This is a genomic window from Actinorhabdospora filicis (genome assembly GCF_030269765.1).
Taxonomy (GTDB): Bacteria; Actinomycetota; Actinomycetes; order Mycobacteriales; family Micromonosporaceae; genus Actinorhabdospora; species Actinorhabdospora filicis.
Genome location: NZ_BSTX01000004.1, coordinates 758,107 through 775,144, shown reverse-complemented (window position 1 = coordinate 775,144; position 17,038 = coordinate 758,107). Strand labels below are relative to the sequence as shown.

The 17,038-nt window shown below is 70.2% G+C and carries 17 protein-coding genes and 1 pseudogene; 1 reads left to right on the top strand and 17 read right to left on the bottom strand.

From position 1 onward, the window contains the following. The 15 genes and pseudogenes from QSK10_RS28660 to QSK10_RS28590 all read right to left on the bottom strand — a co-directional run bounded on the left by QSK10_RS28660 (window position 1) and on the right by QSK10_RS28590 (window position 15,097). Window positions 1-1,080, bottom strand: coding sequence for an adenosine deaminase (locus QSK10_RS28660; protein ID WP_285666331.1), 1,080 nt, complete (start codon window positions 1,078-1,080; stop codon window positions 1-3). A gap of 56 nt (window positions 1,081-1,136) precedes the next feature. Continuing rightward, window positions 1,137-1,682, bottom strand: a complete 546-nt coding sequence (locus QSK10_RS28655; protein ID WP_285666330.1) for a MauE/DoxX family redox-associated membrane protein — start codon at window positions 1,680-1,682, stop codon at window positions 1,137-1,139. A gap of 158 nt (window positions 1,683-1,840) precedes the next feature. Further along, window positions 1,841-2,527 carry a DUF4272 domain-containing protein gene (locus tag QSK10_RS28650; RefSeq protein ID WP_285666329.1) on the bottom strand — a complete coding sequence of 229 codons (687 nt, stop codon included), beginning with the start codon at window positions 2,525-2,527 and terminating at the stop codon, window positions 1,841-1,843. A gap of 378 nt (window positions 2,528-2,905) precedes the next feature. Then, window positions 2,906-4,198: a thymidine phosphorylase gene (locus QSK10_RS28645; RefSeq protein WP_285666327.1), complete on the bottom strand. Its 1,293-nt coding sequence runs from the start codon at window positions 4,196-4,198 to the stop codon at window positions 2,906-2,908. A gap of 5 nt (window positions 4,199-4,203) precedes the next feature. Next, window positions 4,204-4,602: pseudogene (locus QSK10_RS28640) on the bottom strand (cytidine deaminase); the annotation flags it as partial. A gap of 79 nt (window positions 4,603-4,681) precedes the next feature. After that, window positions 4,682-5,962, bottom strand: a complete 1,281-nt coding sequence (locus QSK10_RS28635) for an ABC transporter permease (RefSeq protein ID WP_285666326.1) — start codon at window positions 5,960-5,962, stop codon at window positions 4,682-4,684. Window positions 5,963-5,967: 5 nt separating this feature from the next. Continuing rightward, on the bottom strand, window positions 5,968-7,251 hold the full coding sequence (locus QSK10_RS28630; RefSeq protein WP_432705377.1) for an ABC transporter permease: 1,284 nt from the start codon (window positions 7,249-7,251) through the stop codon (window positions 5,968-5,970). A 107-nt stretch (window positions 7,252-7,358) separates the two neighbouring features. Continuing rightward, a complete protein-coding gene (locus QSK10_RS28625) occupies window positions 7,359-8,825 on the bottom strand; it encodes an ABC transporter ATP-binding protein (RefSeq protein WP_349497713.1) in 1,467 nt (488 codons plus the stop codon). Window positions 8,826-9,035: 210 nt separating this feature from the next. Then, window positions 9,036-10,094, bottom strand: a complete 1,059-nt coding sequence (locus QSK10_RS28620) for a BMP family lipoprotein (RefSeq protein ID WP_285666322.1) — start codon at window positions 10,092-10,094, stop codon at window positions 9,036-9,038. A gap of 171 nt (window positions 10,095-10,265) precedes the next feature. Then, a complete protein-coding gene (locus QSK10_RS28615; protein ID WP_285666321.1) occupies window positions 10,266-11,321 on the bottom strand; it encodes a BMP family lipoprotein in 1,056 nt (351 codons plus the stop codon). Between the two features lie 152 nt (window positions 11,322-11,473). Then, window positions 11,474-12,490: a hypothetical protein gene (locus QSK10_RS28610; protein WP_285666320.1), complete on the bottom strand. Its 1,017-nt coding sequence runs from the start codon at window positions 12,488-12,490 to the stop codon at window positions 11,474-11,476. Then, a complete protein-coding gene (locus tag QSK10_RS28605; RefSeq protein ID WP_285666319.1) occupies window positions 12,487-13,014 on the bottom strand; it encodes a SigE family RNA polymerase sigma factor in 528 nt (175 codons plus the stop codon). The genes QSK10_RS28610 and QSK10_RS28605 overlap by 4 nt, the downstream gene beginning before the upstream one ends. A 123-nt stretch (window positions 13,015-13,137) precedes the next feature. Further along, the gene (locus QSK10_RS28600; protein ID WP_285666318.1) at window positions 13,138-14,094 is read right to left on the bottom strand and encodes a hypothetical protein; all 957 of its coding nucleotides are present in this window, start codon (window positions 14,092-14,094) and stop codon (window positions 13,138-13,140) included. Continuing rightward, window positions 14,091-14,612 (bottom strand): SigE family RNA polymerase sigma factor, encoded by a 522-nt coding sequence (locus tag QSK10_RS28595; RefSeq protein WP_285666317.1) that lies wholly within the window; start codon window positions 14,610-14,612, stop codon window positions 14,091-14,093. The genes QSK10_RS28600 and QSK10_RS28595 overlap by 4 nt, the downstream gene beginning before the upstream one ends. Before the next feature lie 122 nt (window positions 14,613-14,734). Next, a complete protein-coding gene (locus QSK10_RS28590) occupies window positions 14,735-15,097 on the bottom strand; it encodes a hypothetical protein (protein ID WP_285666316.1) in 363 nt (120 codons plus the stop codon). Between the two features lie 164 nt (window positions 15,098-15,261). Between QSK10_RS28590 and QSK10_RS28585 the strand changes: the two genes are divergently transcribed. Then, window positions 15,262-15,639, top strand: a complete 378-nt coding sequence (locus QSK10_RS28585) for a hypothetical protein (protein WP_285666314.1) — start codon at window positions 15,262-15,264, stop codon at window positions 15,637-15,639. Here QSK10_RS28585 and QSK10_RS28580 read toward each other — a convergent pair. Beyond that, a complete protein-coding gene (locus tag QSK10_RS28580; protein ID WP_285666312.1) occupies window positions 15,587-16,486 on the bottom strand; it encodes a YihY/virulence factor BrkB family protein in 900 nt (299 codons plus the stop codon). The two genes, QSK10_RS28585 and QSK10_RS28580, sit on opposite strands and share 53 nt — an antisense overlap. Window positions 16,487-16,490: 4 nt before the next feature. Continuing rightward, entirely contained in the window at window positions 16,491-17,033 is a 543-nt protein-coding gene (locus QSK10_RS28575; protein WP_285666309.1) for a 2'-5' RNA ligase family protein, read from the bottom strand. Window positions 17,034-17,038 lie beyond the last annotated feature (5 nt).

The following is a 17,038-nucleotide window of genomic DNA, read 5'->3' as shown; positions in this document are numbered from 1 at the left end:
TTAGCCGATCAGCTTGGCGTAACCGGGCTTGATGACGTCGTTGATGATGGCCAGCCGCTCGTCGTGGTGCACGAAGGCGCTCTTCATCGCGTTGACGGTGAACCAGCGCAGCTCCTCCCAGCCGTACCCGAAGGCCTCGGAGAGCAGCGCGAACTCCTTCGACACCGACGTGCCGCTCATCAGGCGGTTGTCGGTGTTGACGGTGACGCGGAAACCCAGCCGGGTCAGCAGCCCCAGCGGGTGCGAGGCGACGGACTCGGCGGCGCCGGTCTGCACGTTCGACGACGGGCACATCTCCAGCGGGATCCGCTTGTCGCGCACGTAATGCGCCAGACGGCCCAGGTGCGGGACGCCGTCGGCGCCCACGACGATGTCGTCGATGATGCGCACGCCGTGGCCGAGCCGGTCGGCGCCGCACCACTGGAGCGCCTGCCAGATCGAGGGCAGCCCGAAGGCCTCACCGGCGTGGATGGTGAAGTGCGCGTTCTCGCGCTGGAGGTACTCGAAGGCGTCGAGGTGGCGGGTGGGCGGGTACCCGGCCTCGGCACCGGCGATGTCGAAGCCGACCACGCCCTCGTCGCGGTAGCGGACGGCGAGTTCGGCGATCTCCATGGACATCGCCGCGTGGCGCATCGCCACCAGCAGGAGGCCCATGCGGATGGGGCGGCCGCGCCCGGCGGCCTCGGCCGAGCCCTCGCCGAATCCGGCGAGCATGGCCTCGGTGACCTGTTCGAGGCTCAGGCCCCGCTCGGTGAGCAGCTCCGGCGCCATGCGGACCTCGGCGTAGACGACGCCGTCGTCGGCGAGGTCGATGGCGCATTCGGCGGCCACGCGGCGGATCGCCGACTCGGTCTGCATGACCGCGACGGTGTGCGCGAAGGTCTCCAGGTACCGCTCCAGGGAACCGGAGTCGGCGGCGGCGGCGAACCAGGCGCCCAGCGCCTCCGGTTCGGTGGCGGGCAGTTCGTGCCCGGCCTCGGCGGCCAGTTCGATGATGGTGGACGGGCGCAGCCCACCGTCCAGGTGGTCGTGCAGGAGCACCTTCGGCGCGGTGCGGATCTCCTCGATTGTCAGTGCCATCGGTCGAGCATAGGCCCAGGTCGAACCGTCGGTGACGGGCCCGCCACGGTGGACGGTCAGGACCGCCGCGCCGGCGCCGGGGACGGCGCGAACAGCTCGTACAGGTCGTCGAACATAGTGACGAGGCCACCGAAGACGAGCCCGCCGACGGCGGCGACCGCGGCCAGCCCGAAGGCGAGGGTGCCGCCGGTGAGGGTGCCGATCGCGCCCAGGACGGCGGCCAGCATCAGGAACCCGTTGCGGAAGGCGTGCTGCGTCCCGATGGGGGTGGTGGACTTGCCGAAGCACGCGCACGGCTCGGTCTGCCCGTCCTTGACGGCGACGACGATGCCGACGGTGAAGGCCGCCAGCAGCCCGAAGGCGACGGCGAAACCGGCGGTGGCGACCAGGTCCACCGGCACCGCCAGCAGGACCACGATGGCCACTTCGGAGGCCGCGACGGTGATCGCGGCGGCGGTCACCAGGTTGCGCGGCACGATCCGCATGCGCTTGGTGGCGCGGACGAAGGAGCGGTAGCGCACGCCGCTGGTGAGCTTGGTCAGCGCCGACACGAGGAACACCGCGCCGATCAGGAATCGGGCGGCCAGACCCACGTACTGCATTCGTCGCCCTCCGCGAAGTCGGTTATCGCATCGAAGCTACTCGTTCGATACCCGGCGGGGTAGCCCCTGCCGCACACGCTTTCGCACACCCGCAGGTCAGCGCGATGCGGTGATTCCCACTCCCACGTTCGGGAATAATCCAGCCGGGAATGGGCGGCCTAGGCCGAAAGGTCCACCTGGTCCCACGCCGGGGTGGTGACCTGCCGGTTGCCGCCGCGCACCACCAGCGCCCACTCCAGGGCCCACCGGCGGTGCCACACCGCGGCCGGGTCGAGGGGGCCGGGCGCGGGCATGCCGCGCCGGGCGGCGTCCTGGTAGGCCCAGTCGAGGCAGTAGTAGAGGTCCAGAAGGGACGCGACCTCCCACGGGTCGGGGCGCGTGGTGAGGGTCCGCGCCCGCCATACCCCGAAGGACTCGCCCGAGCGCAGGTCCGGGAACACCGCGGCCAGCCCGTCGGCGCAGGCGCGCTGCGGGTCGAGGCCGTCCACCAGACCCAGCAGCCACGCCATCCCGTACAGCGCGTCGAGCTGCTGCGCGTAACGGCGGGGATCGCCCACGCCGCTGGCGATGAAGGCCCACTCGTCGCGGGTCAGCTCCTCCAGGACGTGCGCGTCGAGCATCCAGCGCATCGCCATCTGCGGGGGCATGTCCATGACCCTCGCCTGGAGGACGCTCAGGATCGCCGCGCGCGATTCGATCTCGGTCACCGAACGCAGCGTGACGTCCTCGTCGGGGCGCCACATCAGCGGGAAGCGCTCGGCCGATGCCGATTGCAGTCCCAGGCGCTGGAAGTCACCGCACGTACGAGATCGGATCTGCCGGGGATCCAATGTCATCGCAGTCATGAGCCACTCGTTCACAACTCGTCGAGCAAGAATGAGAGACGGCGAAACGTCACGCGTGGTGGCGCGCGACACATCCCGTGCTGGTCGAGACGTTAGAGCGTCGAGGCCCGCAGCGCAAGGATGACAAGTCGGGGCGAGGCGATCGTTTTAGCCGGGAACCGGATTCGCTTCAACGCGAACGCGACGGGGAATTAACGCCGGCGCAATGCCGGAGATCGTCTCACCGGCACCCGGCGCGCGTGAGCGGGCGCGATTCCGGGGCGTGAGGGAACGCGCACCCGGTCACGCCGTGTGACGGCGAGGGCGAAAAGCGGGGGCGGGCGGCGCCACCGGCACCACCCGCCCCACACGAACACGTGAACCACTGCGCTTCTTGAACTACTGCGCCACGCGCCCCAGGACCATGTCGCGCTCGACGCGCTCGCCGCCGATGGTCACCGCGCCGCCGAGGGCGTCGCGGGCGGCGGAGAACACGCCCGTCCCGTCGGCCCACAGGCGCAGCACCGGCTCACCGGCCTTGACCTCCTCGCCGACGGTCTTGAGGATCTCCACACCGGCACCGGCCGAGACCTTGTCCTCCTTGCGGGCGCGCCCGGCGCCCAGGCGCCACGCGGCGATGCCCACCGCGTAGGCGTCCATCGCGGTCACCACGCCGTCGGCCTCGGCGACCACGTCGTCGTACTCGGGCGCCACCGGCAGGGCCGCGTCCGGGTCGCCGCCCTGGGCCACGACCATGGCGCGCCAGGCGTCCATCGCGCGGCCGTCGGCCAGCGCCGGGGCCGGGTCGGCGTCGACACCGGCGAGCAGCAGCATCTCCCGCGCCAGCGCCACCGTCAGCTCGACCACGTCGGCGGGACCGCCACCGGCCAGCACCTCCACCGACTCGCGCACCTCCAGCGCGTTGCCGGCGGTCCGCCCCAGCGGGGTGTTCATGTCGGTCAGCAGCGCCACCGTCCGGACGCCGTGCGCGGCACCCAGCCGCACCATCGTCTCGGCCAGCTCGCGGGCCGGGGCCAGCTCCTTCATGAACGCCCCGGAGCCGACCTTCACGTCCAGCACCAGCGCGTCGGTGCCCTCGGCGATCTTCTTGCTCATGATCGAGGACGCGATCAGCGGGATGGACTCCACCGTCGCGGTCACGTCCCGCAGCGCGTACAGGCGGCGGTCGGCGGGGGCGAGGGTGTCGCTGGCGGCGCAGACGACGGCGCCGGTGGTGCGCATCTGCTCGATGAACTCGGCGTTGCTGAGGCCCACCCGGAATCCGGGGATGGTCTCCAGCTTGTCGAGGGTCCCGCCGGTGTGCCCGAGACCCCGCCCGGACAGCTGCGGGACGGCCACGCCGAACGCGGCGACCAGCGGGGCCAGCGGGAGCGTGATCTTGTCGCCGACACCGCCGGTGGAGTGCTTGTCCACGGTGGGCTTGCCGACGCCCGACAGGTCGAGGCGCTCGCCCGAGGCGATCATCGCCTGCGTCCAGCGGGCGATCTCGGCGTCGGTGGCGCCGTTCAGGAAGATCGCCATGGCCAGCGCCGACATCTGCTCGTCGGCGACGACACCGCGCGTGTAGGCGTCGATCACCCAGTCGATCTGGGCGTCGGAGAGGACGCCCCCGTCGCGCTTGGTACGGATGACGTCGACGGCGGAGATGGCCCCGTTATTCGAAGAGCTCATGCGCGCTCCAGATGGTCCGGCCCGAATGCTCCGGGCAGTAGGTCGATGACGCGGACGGGCCCTCCGGCGGCGTCCACGAGGCAGTCCGGCCCGCCGTGCTCGTACAGGAGCTGACGGCAGCGGCCGCAGGGGGTGAGGGCCTCGCCCCCGCCGTCCACACAGGCCATGGCGAGCAGGCGCCCGCCGCCGGTGTTGTGAAGCTGCGACACCAGGCCGCATTCGGCGCACAGGGTCAGCCCGTAAGAGGCGTTCTCCACGTTGCAGCCCGACACCACGCGGGTGTCGCCGCCGGGGCCCAGGACGAGCCCGGCGGCCCCCACGGGGTACTTCGAGTAAGGCGCGTACGCCCGGCGCATGGCCGCCACGGCGGCCTCGCGGAGGGCGGGCCAGTCGACCTCGGTCACTTCGGCTCCCACACGGTGTTTCCCACACAAGACGACGGCGCGGGACGCGGCTGCCCGCGTCCCGCGCCGTGAATCTTGATCATGACTTTACGTACGGTACCCCGTCGGCGGCCGGTGCCCGGACCTTACCGACGAGCCCGGCGACGGCGAAGATCGTCACCACGTAGGGCAGCATCGACAGGAACTGCGAGGGGATCGGCGAACCGCCCGGCATGGAGCTGAGGAAGATCTGCAGCTGGTCGGTGAAACCGAACAGCAGCGCTCCCGCGAGGGCGCCCAGCGGGTTCCAGCGGCCGACGATCAGCACCGCCAGGGCGATGAAGCCCTTGCCGACGGTCATGTTCTTGTTGAACGCGATCGCCGAGCCGATGGTGAAGAACGCGCCGCCGACACCGGCGACCAGGCCGCCCATCAGGACGTTGCGGAAGCGCACCCAGTTGACCCGGATGCCCACCGAGTCGGCCGCGGCCGGGTGCTCGCCGACCGCGCGGGTCCGCAGGCCCCAGCGGGTGTGGAACAGGCCGACGTAGACGATGATCACCAGCGCCACGGCGATGTAGGTGAAGATGTTCTGGTCGAACAGGGCCGGGCCGATGACCGGGATCTTCGACAGGCCCGGGATGGTCCAGTTGCCCAGCTTCGGCGGCGAGTTGAACTGCTCGGCCGCGCGCTGCATGATCCGCTCGTACAGGAAGCTGGTCAGGCCCAGGGCCAGCAGGTTCAGCACGACGCCGAGGACGACCTGGTCGACGAGGTAGCGGATGGCCAGGACGGCCAGCAGCAGCCCGATGAGGCACCCGGCCGCCGCGCCCGCGATGAGGCCCGCCCACGCCGAGGCGGAGATGGTGCCGATGAGCGCGCCCGCGAAGGCGCCGACCAGGAACTGGCCCTCGATGGCGACGTTGACCACGCCGGAGCGTTCGCACAGGACGCCGCACAGGGAGCCCAGGATCAGCGGCAGCGCCAGGAACAGCGCGCCGTTCAGGGTCGCCGTCACCGGCAGGAACACGCCGGGCTTGGCGATCGACCAGCACACGAACGCGATCGCGAAGGCGATCACGGCCACCGAGGCGCCCATCGCGAAGTACTTCGCGGTCCGGTCGCTCAGCAGCAGCGCGCCCACCGCCAGGCACAGGACCGCCATCACGAGGATGACCGGCTTGGCGGGGACGTCGAGCTCGACGTCCTCGCCGATCATGTAGGTCTTGAACACCGCCTGCGCGCCGGAGGCGACCTTCAGGCCCATCCACAGCGACAGCCCGGCGAACACCAGGGCGAGGACGCCGACGCCGATGGTGCGGCCGGAGACGATCTTCACCGCGGCGGGGGCGGCGGGTTCGGTCGTGGCGAGAGTGGTCATGGCGGTCACCAGCCTTTCGCCATGGAGAGTTCCTGCCCGGAGACCTTGGCCTCGCGCAGGTGGAAGATGCCCTTCACCAGCGCCGGGGCGGCGATGAAGATGACGATGACGGCCTGCAGGACGGTCACCATGTCCACCGGGATCTGCGCCACGGTCTGCATGGTCGAGGCACCCGCCTGCATGGCCCCGAAGAGCAGCGCCGAGAAGACCACGCCGAGCGGCTTGGCCCGGCCCAGGAGGGCCACGGTGATGCCGTCGAAGCCGATGGTCCCGGCGACCGACGGGGTCAGCGCGTGCGAGGTGCTGCCCAGCAGGATCGTCGCGCCGCCGAGGCCGGCCAGGCCGCCGCCGAAGGCCATCGCGGTGGCGTAGGTGCCCGCCACGCCCATACCGGCGGTCTTGGCCGCCGCCGGGTTGGCGCCGACGGTGCGGAACCGGAAGCCCAGGCTGGAGCGCGCCAGGAACCACGACATGCCCGCGGCCACCACGACCGCCAGCACGATGCCCCAGTTGGCCGGCAGGCCCGCCCCGAACAGCGAGGGGAACAGCGCCGATTCGCTCGCCGGCTTGGAGATGGCGTCGGTGCGATCGGGCGAGTGCACGAACTTGGTGGAGATCACCCACAGCAGCAGGTAGCCGCCGATGTAGTTGAGCATGATCGAGATGATCACCTCGTGGGCCCCGGTGAGGGCCTTGAGGACGCCGGGGATCGCGCCCCAGATCGCGCCGCCGACCAGGCCGCCCAGCAGCGTCAGGGGCAGGTGCACGATCGTGGGCAGGCCGGTGAAGCTGAAGCCGACGATGGCCGCGCCGATCGCGCCCACGACCGCCTGGCCCTGCGCGCCGATGTTGAACAGGCCGGAGCGGAAGGCCAGGGCCACCGCCATACCGGTGAAGATCAGCGGCGCGGAGTAGTTGAAGGTCGTGGCGATGGGCCGCAGGACGGCGTCCAGGTCGGCCATGCCGTAGAACCAGCGGTTCAGCTTGTCGGGGTCGACCACCGCGCCGCGGAACAGCGCGCCGTAGGCGGTGGCGACCGCGTCCCAGCTGGCCGAGAGGGCGTCGCCGGGCTGGGAGAAGAAGTAGCCCCAGGTGGATCGCACGTAGGGGTCGGACACGATGATCAGGATCGCGCCGACCACCGCGGCCAGGATCAGCGAGTACACGGTGACCATGACCTGGTTGGCGGTGGTCAGGTAGATCGCCGCGCGCAGGATCCACGGCTTGCGCCGGGTCACCGCGGCGGTCTCCTCGACCGCCACGGCCTGCTCGGCGGCCTCGTCCTCCATCGCCGCCTCGAACTGCTCGGCGGGGGGCACGGTCAGGCCGTTGTCGCCACCGGCGGTCGGCGCCGGCTCCTCGGCGGGGACGCCGTCACCCTTGGCGGGCGGATTGGTCACGCTCCCGGCTCCTTACTCGCGGCCTGGTCGTCGGTGAGGCCGGCCATGAGGCGGCCGATCTTCTCGCGCGGGGTGTCGGGGGAGACGATGTCGAGGATCCTGCCCCGGTACATCACCGCCACCCGGTCCGACAGGGCCAGCACCTCGTCGAGCTCACTGGAGATGAGCAGGACGCCGGTGCCGGTGTCGCGCTCGGCGACGATGCGCTTGTGGATGAACTCGATCGAGCCGACGTCCACGCCGCGCGTGGGTTGGGCGGCGATCAGCAGGTCGAGCTTGCGCGACATCTCGCGGGCCACGATGACCTTCTGCTGGTTGCCGCCGGACAGGGTGCCGACCGGGGTGCGCGCCGAGGGGGTGCGGACGTCGTACTCGGCGACGCGCTCCTCGGCGACCTTGTTGATCATCTTGGGGTTGATCATGAACCCGCTGCCGTAGGGCGGCTTGTCGTACTGGTTCAGGACCAGGTTCTCGGCGATGGAGAAGCTCTTCACCAGGCCGTCGGCGCTGCGGTCCTCGGGCACGTAGCCCACGCCGGAGTCGATGACCTGGCGGGTCTTGCTGCGGGTGGCGGGGCACTTGTTGACCATGATGGTGCCGGTCAGCACCGGCCGCAGCGACATGATCGCCTCGGCCAGCTCGGTCTGCCCGTTGCCCTGGACGCCGGCGATGCCGAGGATCTCCCCGGCCCGGACCTCCAGGTCCAGCCCGTCGACGGCGCGCTGCCCGCGCTCGTCGAGGACGCTCAGCCCGGCGATCTCCAGGACCGGCTCGCCCGGCCGGGCGGGGGTCTTGTCGACGGTGAGGCTGACCTCGCGGCCGACCATCATCGCCGCCAGCTCGTCCTCGCCGGTGGTGGGCTCGGCGGTGCCGACGATCCGACCGCGGCGGACCACGGTGATCTTGTCGGCGATGGCCTTGACCTCTTTGAGCTTGTGGGTGATGAACACGATCGACTTGCCGTCGGCGCGCAGGGTGCGCATGACGTCGAGGAGCTCGTCGATCTCGGCGGGGGTCAGCACCGCCGTGGGCTCGTCCAGGATCAGCAGGTCGCAGTCGGAGGTGAGGGCCTTGATGATCTCGACGCGCTGCTGGACGCCGACGGGGATGTCCTCCACGACGGCGTCGGGGTCGACGTCGAGGCCGTAGCGCTCGGACAGCTCGCGCACCTCGGCGCGGGCGGCGGCGCGGCTCAGCAGGACGCCGCTGGTCTTCTCGCGGCCGAGCATGATGTTCTCGGCGACGGTGAAGACGGGCACCAGCATGAAGTGCTGGTGGACCATGCCCACCTTCGCGCGCAGGGCGTCGCGGGGGCTGTGGAAGGTCTGCGGGACGCCGTCGATGAGGATCTCGCCGGAGTCGGGGGTCAGCAGGCCGTAGAGCACGTTCATCAACGTGCTCTTGCCAGCGCCGTTCTCACCGAGGAGGGCGTGGATCTCGCCGTCCCCGATGACGAGGTCGATGTGGTCGTTGGCGACGAGGGCACCGAACGTCTTGGTGATGCCGCGAAGTTCGAGTCTCAGGGCCGTGACCTCCTTGTCGCCTGGGCCGTGCGCGGACGGGGGGTGCCCGGCGCATCGAACACGTATTTAACCGCAGTACCGGGTGCCGGTAACACTGACCGACACCCGGTACGCATAGTATGTGCGCTATTACCGCAGGTAAGGGACCTTTTAGGACACCTTGGGCTGCGACGGCGACTGGATCTTGATGGTGCCGGCGATGATGTCGGTCTTGATCTGCTCCAGCTCCGCCTTGGTCTCGGCGGTCACCAGCGCGTCCTTCTTCTGGAACGGGGCGAGGGAGACGCCCTTGTTCTCCAGGGTGCCGACGGTCGCGCCGCCCTTGGCGCCGCCCTTGGCGGCGATCACGGCGTCGGTCACGGCCGCGGGGATGTTCTTCTCGGCGGTCGAGAGGAAGGTGTCACAGGCGGTGGCCAGGCTCTGGCAGCCGTCGACGTCGACCCACACCACGGAGACCTCGGGCTTCTCCTTGGCGACGGTGGTCGAGCCGACACCGGTACCACCGGCGACGGGGAAGACCACGTCGGCGCCCTGGGACACGAAGGTCTCGGTCAGCGCCTTGCCCTTCTGCTGGTCGATGAAGGACTCCGCGAAGGTGCCCTCCTGCTTGGCCTCGTCCCAGCCGAGCAGCTCGACCTTCTTGCCCTTCTTCTCGTTGAAGTACTTCACGCCCTCGGCGAAGCCGTCCATGAAGATGGTGACCGGCGGGATCTTCAGGCCGCCGTAGGTGGCGACCTTGCCCGTCTTGGAGGTGGCGGCGGCGAGGTAACCGGCCATGAAGGAGTTCTGCGCGGTGTTGAACTCCATGGAGCGCACGTTCGGCAGGTCGATCTTGGCGTCGACGATCGCGAACTGCTTGTCGGGGTGCGCGGTGGCCAGCTTCTTCGTCGCGTCGGCCATCAGGCCGCCGACGGCCACGATCAGGCTGCAGTTGTTGTCGACGGCGTTCTGCAGGTTGGGCTCGTAGTCGGCCTCGGTGTTGGACTGCGCGTAGGTGGCGTTGATGCCGGTGTCCTTCTTGGCCGCCTCCTGCATGCCCTTCCAGGCGGAGGTGTTGAAGGACTTGTCGTCCACGCCGCCGAGGTCGGTGACCATGCACGCGTTGAACTTGGCGCCGGAGTCGCCGGCCTTGTCGTCGGCCGGGGGCTTGCCGCAGGCGGACAGGCCGAGGACCAGACCGCCGGCGAGGGCCGCGGCGGTGAACTTCATAGCAGGACGCACCCTGCGTCTCCCTTCCCTGGATGGCCCGCACTACCCGGCGGTCCAAGGGCGGAAGCATAGTGGTGTTAAGTCGCTGAACACAGGGCTGAGGCCGATTCGTCGGCGAGTGGTTACTGTGCCGTAATCAATGCGACGAATCGGCCTGCGCGTATGCGGTCCCTACGACGGCTGCGAGGGCGATGTGATCTGGATCGTACCCGCGCTGATGTCGGCGCCGACCTGCACCACTTCGGCCTTCAGCTCGGCCGGGACCTTGGCGTCGAAGTCGTGGTAGGGGGCGATCTTGACGCCCTGGTTGTTCAGCTGGCCGACGTAGGCGCCGGTCCGGAAGGTGCCCTTGGCCGCGTCGACGGTGGCCTGCTGGACGATGCCCGGGATCTCCTTGACCACGCTGGTCAGGAAGTACGGGCAGTACTCGGGGGCGGCGGTGCAGCCGTCGAAGTCGACCCAGACGAGGGTCAGCGCGCCGCCCTTGTCCTTGGCGACGTTGGCCGCGCCCAGGCTGGAGTTGCCCGCCACCGGCATGACGACGTCGGCGCCCTGCGCGACGAGGCTGTCGGTGAGGGTCTTGCCGGCGGTCTGGTCGGCGAAGTTGTTGGTGAAGCTGCCGTTCTGCGCCTTCACGTCCCAGCCGAGGACCTCGACGCTGGTGCCCTTCTTGGAGTTGTAGTAGGCCACGCCGTCGGCGAAGCCGTCCATGAAGATGGTGACCGGCGGGATCTTCATGCCGCCCCAGGTGGCGACCTTCTTCGTCTGGGACATGCCCGCCGCCAGGTATCCGGCCTGGAAGGCGGCCTGCGCGGTGTTGAACTCCATGGAGTACACGTTCGGCAGGTCGATCTTGGCGTCCACGATCGCGAAGTGCGAGTTCGGGTTGGCCTGCGCGACCTTCTTCGTCGCGTCGGACATGAGCCCGCCGACGGCCACGATGAGCTTGCAGCCCTTGTCCACCGAGGCGTTCAGGTTCGGCTCGTAGTCGGCCTCGCTGTTGGAGGAGACATAGGACGGGTTGACGTCGCCGTCGGCGCCCTTGGCGTCCTGGAGGCCCTTCCACACCGACGCGTTGAAGGACTTGTCGTCGACGCCGCCGGTGTCGGTCACCATGCACGCGGTGAAGGCCCCGCTGCCGCCGTCCTTGGAGTCGTCCGGCGGCTTCCCGCATCCCGCCGCCGCCAGCAGCGTCACGCCGACGGCCAGTGCCACCCCGGTCCTCACCCGCATCTCGATCCCCCGATATGTCCGTCTTCTGATACTTCGGCCATGGTAGGACCGGGACGCGTCCACTGTGCTCCACATGGAGAATCCCGCGGCCGGCATGGGAGGACCCCGCGAGCCGGTGGGCTCGCGGGGTCCTGGGAGGGGGCGGATCAGCGCTGGTTCCACCCGGGGAGGGCACCGGCGATGGCCATCAGGTCGGCCTGCTTGAGGGTCGCGTCGCGCAGGCCGGCGGCGTGGTCCTTCGGCCACGCCTGGTCCTTGATCACCACGGCGCTGCCGTCGGAGCGGAAGACCACCAGCTCGGTGATGATCGACGAGCCCGGGCCCGAGGTGGAGACCCTGGTGGTCTCGCTGTAGATCGCGCTCCCACCACCGAGGAACTGGCAGTCCGGCGTCATGGTGAGCTTGATGCCGAGCTGGATGGTGAAGCTGTACTCCCGGCAGTCGATCAGGTCGAAGAAGCCCTCACCCGGGCCCGGGCGGTTGTCCTGGGCGGACTTGTTCGTGCCCGTCGAGTAGGCGCCCGGCGCGAAGATCGCGATCGAGATGGTGTCCTCGGTGTCGGGCGCCGACCCGGGCAGGATCAGCTCCGGGTCGACGTGGTTGCCGGAGCCTGAGGCGACGCCGTCGCGCAGGACCACGCGGTCGTCGCGGTAGCCCACGGGCTCGACGACGTCCTCCGGCTCCTCCTCCGTACCCTCCTTCACCAGCCGGTTCAGCTCCCAGACCTCCGACTGGAAGGCCTGTCCCTCCTGCGGGCGCTGGATGCCGTACCGCTCGTTCAGGACGTTCCAGTAGGCGTCGGTGAACGCGGTGAGCTCGTTGCCGCCCTGGTCGGTGTTCAGCGCCCACTTGTAGAGCCCGTCCGGGTGCAGCGGGAACGGCTGCGAATCGTCGACCGGGTCGGTCGGGCTCGGGTGGACGCTCGGCCCGGACGCGCTCGGCGAGGCCCCCGAGGGCACCCCTCCGTCCCCGCCCACCGTGTTCATCGCCAGCGTCACCGTCAGCGCGCCCGCCAGGACCGCCGCGGCGATGCCGCTCCCGGCGAGGCGACGGCGGCGGCCGAGCGCCACCCGTCCGCGCGCGGTGGCGTCCTCGCTGTCGACGGCGATCGGCGGGGCGTCCCCCAGCGCTCCGTCCAGCAGGTGCTTGATGTCGTCTTTCATCTGCGTGCCCCTTCGGCCTGCGTCGATGTGTTGATGTCGAGCAGCCCGCGCAGCGCCTGCAGTCCCCGCGCGGTGTGACTCTTGACGGTCCCGATCGAGCAGCCGAGGATCTCGGCGGTCTGCTCGATGGACCGGTCCTCCCAGTAGCGGAGGACGACGACGGCTCGCTGTCTCCTGGACAGGCTCGCCAGCGCCGACAGGACGGCGGCCCGGTCGGCGTGCCCGTCGGCCGGGTCCTGGACGGCCCGGTCCGGCATCTCGTCGCCCGCCGACTTCTCCCGGCGGAACCAGGCGCTGCGCCAGTCGTCGCGCAGGCAGTTCAGCACGATCTTGCGGGCGTAGGCGTCGGCGGAGATCCGCAGCGTCTTCGGCCAGCGGACGTAGAGCTTGGTGAGCGTCGTCTGCACCGCGTCTTCGGCACGGTGCCAGTCGCCGCAGAGCAGATAGGCGAAGTCGCGCAGCCGGGTGGCGCGGGTGGCCGCGAACTCCCGGTACTCGTCCTCGATCTGCGCGGTGTGTCTCATGGGCCCTCTCTCCCGCCGTTCCTGTCGGGGCACATACGGAGGCGGGACCCGGGAAGGGTTACACGAACGCGAAAGACCCCCACGGCGGGCGCCGTGGGGGTCTTCCCCCGTTGGTGGTGCGGTCTAGCGGACGGGCGCGCCGGGCAGGGCCAGGGCCAGGTCGACGAGCCGGCCGAAGCTCAGGATCGGGACGATGCTGTTCACGTGGTAGTCGGAGGTGTCGGAGACGATCACGGCGGTGCCGTCGGCCCGGTAGAGCACGATCGAGCGCACGGCGTACTGGAAGGAGCCGCGGGAGATGTGTTCGGTGGCTTCGATGTAGCGCAGGCCGCCGGGCGTGGTCTTCTCATCGCAGTCGACGGCGACGTTCTGGGCGCGCGTCCCTTCACCGAGGGTGTAGTCGGTGCAGCGGAGGAGGTCGAAGACGCCCGGAAGGCCCTTGGGGGTTTCGGTGGGGCTGGGCATGTCGGTGCCGTCGGTGAAGGACCCCACGGGCATGACGACGACGGCAAGAGAGTCGCCCTGCTCGGAGGCGGCCGGAACGAGCGTGCCGTTCTCCCCCGCCTTGACATTGACGGCGGTCTTGTACGTGTGGGTGTAGACCAGCGGCGGCCCCATCTTCTCGGTGGCCGGGTCGATCTCGGTGAACTGGGTGATCCAGCGGTCGAAGGGCCGCTCGGGCCCGCTCCACCCGTGTTCGGCCGTCATGTGGTCCCACATGGCCCGGTCGTAGGCCGCGGACTCGGCGGTGGCGGGGTCGGGACCCTCGTTGTCCCAGGTGTAATGCTTGTCGGGGTCGAGGACCGGCAGCACCACCGGACCCCCCGGCTGGGGCGCCTCGGAGGACGCCGAGGCGCTCGGCGAGCTCGCCGCGACGACGCCGCCGCCCGGCCCCCGCAGCGCCGGGAACGCCACCAGCGCGGCGGCGATCAGGGCCACCCCGAGGGTGGTCGCGCCGCCGATGGCGGCGTTGCGGCGGCGCTGTGCCCGGTGGCCGCGCGTCATCTGCGCGTCGATGTCGAAGGCGTGGGGAGGACTGACGTCCCCGGCCTCGTCGAGGAGTCTCTTGATGTCGGTCATGTGGTGGCTGCCCCTTCGGCCCGCATGGATTCGGTGTCTGCGAGCAGGCCGCGCAGCGTCTGCAGCCCCCGCGCGGTCTGGCTCTTCACGGTGCCCGCGGAGCACTTCATGATCTCCGCGGTCTCTTCGATGGACCGGTCCTCCCAGAAGCGGAGGACCACGGCCGCGCGCTGCCTCGCGGGCAGGCGCGTGAGCGCGGACAGCACGGTGACGCGGACGTCTCCTGTGTCGGGACGCGAGCTCCGCTCCGGCAGGGTCCGCACGGCGCGTTCCCTGCGGAACCAGGCGCGCCGGCGCTCCTCGCCGATGACGTTGATGAGGATGCGGCGGACGTAGGCGTCGGTGTTCATGCCCGCCGCCCGCGTCCAGACGACGTACAGCTTGGTCAACGCCACCTGGACGGCGTCCTCGGCCCGGTGCCAGTCGCCGCCGGTCAGCAGGTAGCCGAATCGGCGCAGCGCGTCCGCACGGGCGACCACGAACTCGCGGTACTGCGCGTCCTTCTCGGAGCCTCGCATGGGTGTCCTCTCCCGTGGTGTCGCCCTATCAATGGGCGTGGGAGCCACCGGGGTTGCACGACCGACGAAAAGGGGCGGGCGCATCCCGCGCCCGCCCCTCCGAGGCCATCCCCCTCCGGCCGCTAGCGCCAGAACACCGCCACGGCCGCGTTGGCCAGCGTCATCAGCACGATGCCGTGGAAGTGTCCACTGGCGACGACCGCGCCGCCCTCCTGCTTGCGCTTGCGGAAGAAGGGCACCAGCACCATCACCGCGATGAGGACGGCGACCACCCCCTTGACGGCGAGCTTGGCCGCGTCGGGCTGGACCGCGCGTCCCAGCGGCGCCGACAGGGCCACGCCGGTGAGCACCTGGATGCCCGCGCCCCAGGCCATCGCCGCGTTGATCTTGAACTTCCCGGCGAAGTACTGCGCGACCGCGCCGCCGAGCAGCAGCGCGAAGCCAATCAGATGGGCGTACCTGAGGATGAGCCGTAGAGTCTCCATGTCACGGGATTATGCCAAAGGTTCTACGCGCTGTCGAAGTCGAGAGATACCGGAGCGCGACGATAACTTCGGCACATTCGTGGGCACGCCTGCCGGACGGGAGCGACGGGACTCGATAGCGTGTACCCATGCGAAGGGGGTTGAGCGTGCATCCGCGAAGCACAATGAAGCGACGCGCACTGTTCAGCTCCTGGGCGCTGGCCGCTCTCGGCCTGTCGGCGGTGCTCGTCCCCGCCGCGCTCACCCAGCCCGGCCCGCCACAGGCGCCACCGTACGTCCTGGTCGACGACGCGGGCGGCGGCTCGCAGTCGCCGGAGCCCCCACTGTCGCCCAAGCCCTCCGCGCCCGCCTCGATCAGCCCGGCCCCGGCCGACCGGCGTCCCGTCGACGGCGGCGAGGACGGCGGTTCCGGCGGCGGCACCGGCGACCTGTCCTTCGGGACCGAGACCGCGCTGTCCCTGGGCCTGCTCGCGGTGGCGGCGCTGCTGCTCATTCCGGGTCGTCGGCCACCACGATCGGCGGCTTCACGGACAGGTCGGTGACCTTCCCGCGCCTGGAGGTCGCCGTCCACGCCGCGGCGAACATCAGGGTCTGATTGAACAGCTGCAGGAACACCAGGAGCCCGACGGTGCCGGTGACCAGCTGATAGGCCGGATTGTGCTCCACGCGGGTGATGTAGAAACGGCCCACGGTCTTGATCAGCTCAAGGCCGACGGCCACCCACAGCGCGGGCATCAGGACCCGCGCCGGGCGCATCGCCAGCCGCGGCAGGACGGTCAGCAACGCCGTCGCCAGGACCGTGTTGACCGCCATCCCGATCAGCACCTCGCTGGTGGTGCCGATCCAGCCGAACCCGTTGAGGCTGCTGACGTCGAGGGTCCAGTTCAGGCCGCGCTCCAGGATCGTGCCGATGGTGAGCGTGACGCCCAGCAGCAGCCCCAGCGCGAACAGGACCCCCAGGTCCACCAGCCACCGCAGCACCGGGTTGCCCGGCTCCGGCTCCAGCTTCCACACCGCCCGCACCGACGACCGCAGCGCCTGCACCCACGCGATGCCGGTGATGATGAAGCCCACCAGGGCGATCATGCCGACGGTGCCGCGCGCGGCGATGATCGTGGAGACGTCCACCGTCGGCAGGTTCGTGGTCAGCCACTCCTCGACGGTGTCGAGGATCCGTGAATCGGCGTCCAGGATGAACCCGAGCCCGGAGAAGGCCGCCAGCAGCAACGCGAACGCGGCGAAGAACCCGTAGTAGGAGATGCCCGCCGAGTGCAGGGCCCCCTGCGTCAGCCAGAACCGGTCGATGGCCCGGCTGAAATGGTCCACGCGCGGGGACCATTTGCGCAGGCGCATCCACCAGCGCTCGACGTAATCCATCGGGTCCTTCATGGACTCATTCTCGGTGAAGTTCGCCAGACGTATCGGGACCCGTGAGCGCGAATCGCCGACGCTCGCGCCACACCTCGTCCGGTCCGTGCGCGTACAGCACGAAATCGTCCGCCCCGAAACGCGCCTCGTAACCGGCGAGCTCGTCGAAGATCCGGTCGGCGTGGGCGCTGTCCACGTCGTGGGCGACGGTGACGTGCGGGTGGTACGGGAAACGCGCCTCGTAGGTGAGGGGGCCGGTGCGGACCGAGGCCGCCAGCCGTTCGCACTCGGCGATGCCGGCGGCGACCGCGACGAACACGACCTCGGTGACCGGCCGGAACGTGCCCGTCCCGCGCAGCAGCAGCGTGAACGCGGCATGCCGGGCGGCCACCGACGCCAGGTGCTCCTCGACGCCGGGGAGGTCGCCGTCGGCGATCTCCACCGGCGCGAGGAGCGTGACGTGGGTGGGGACGATCTCGGCCTGGGGATCGCCGGTGCTCATCCTGTGCCGCCGCAGTTCGCTCCCCCACGGCTCCGGTACCGCGATGGCGACCCCGATTCTGGCCACGCCGA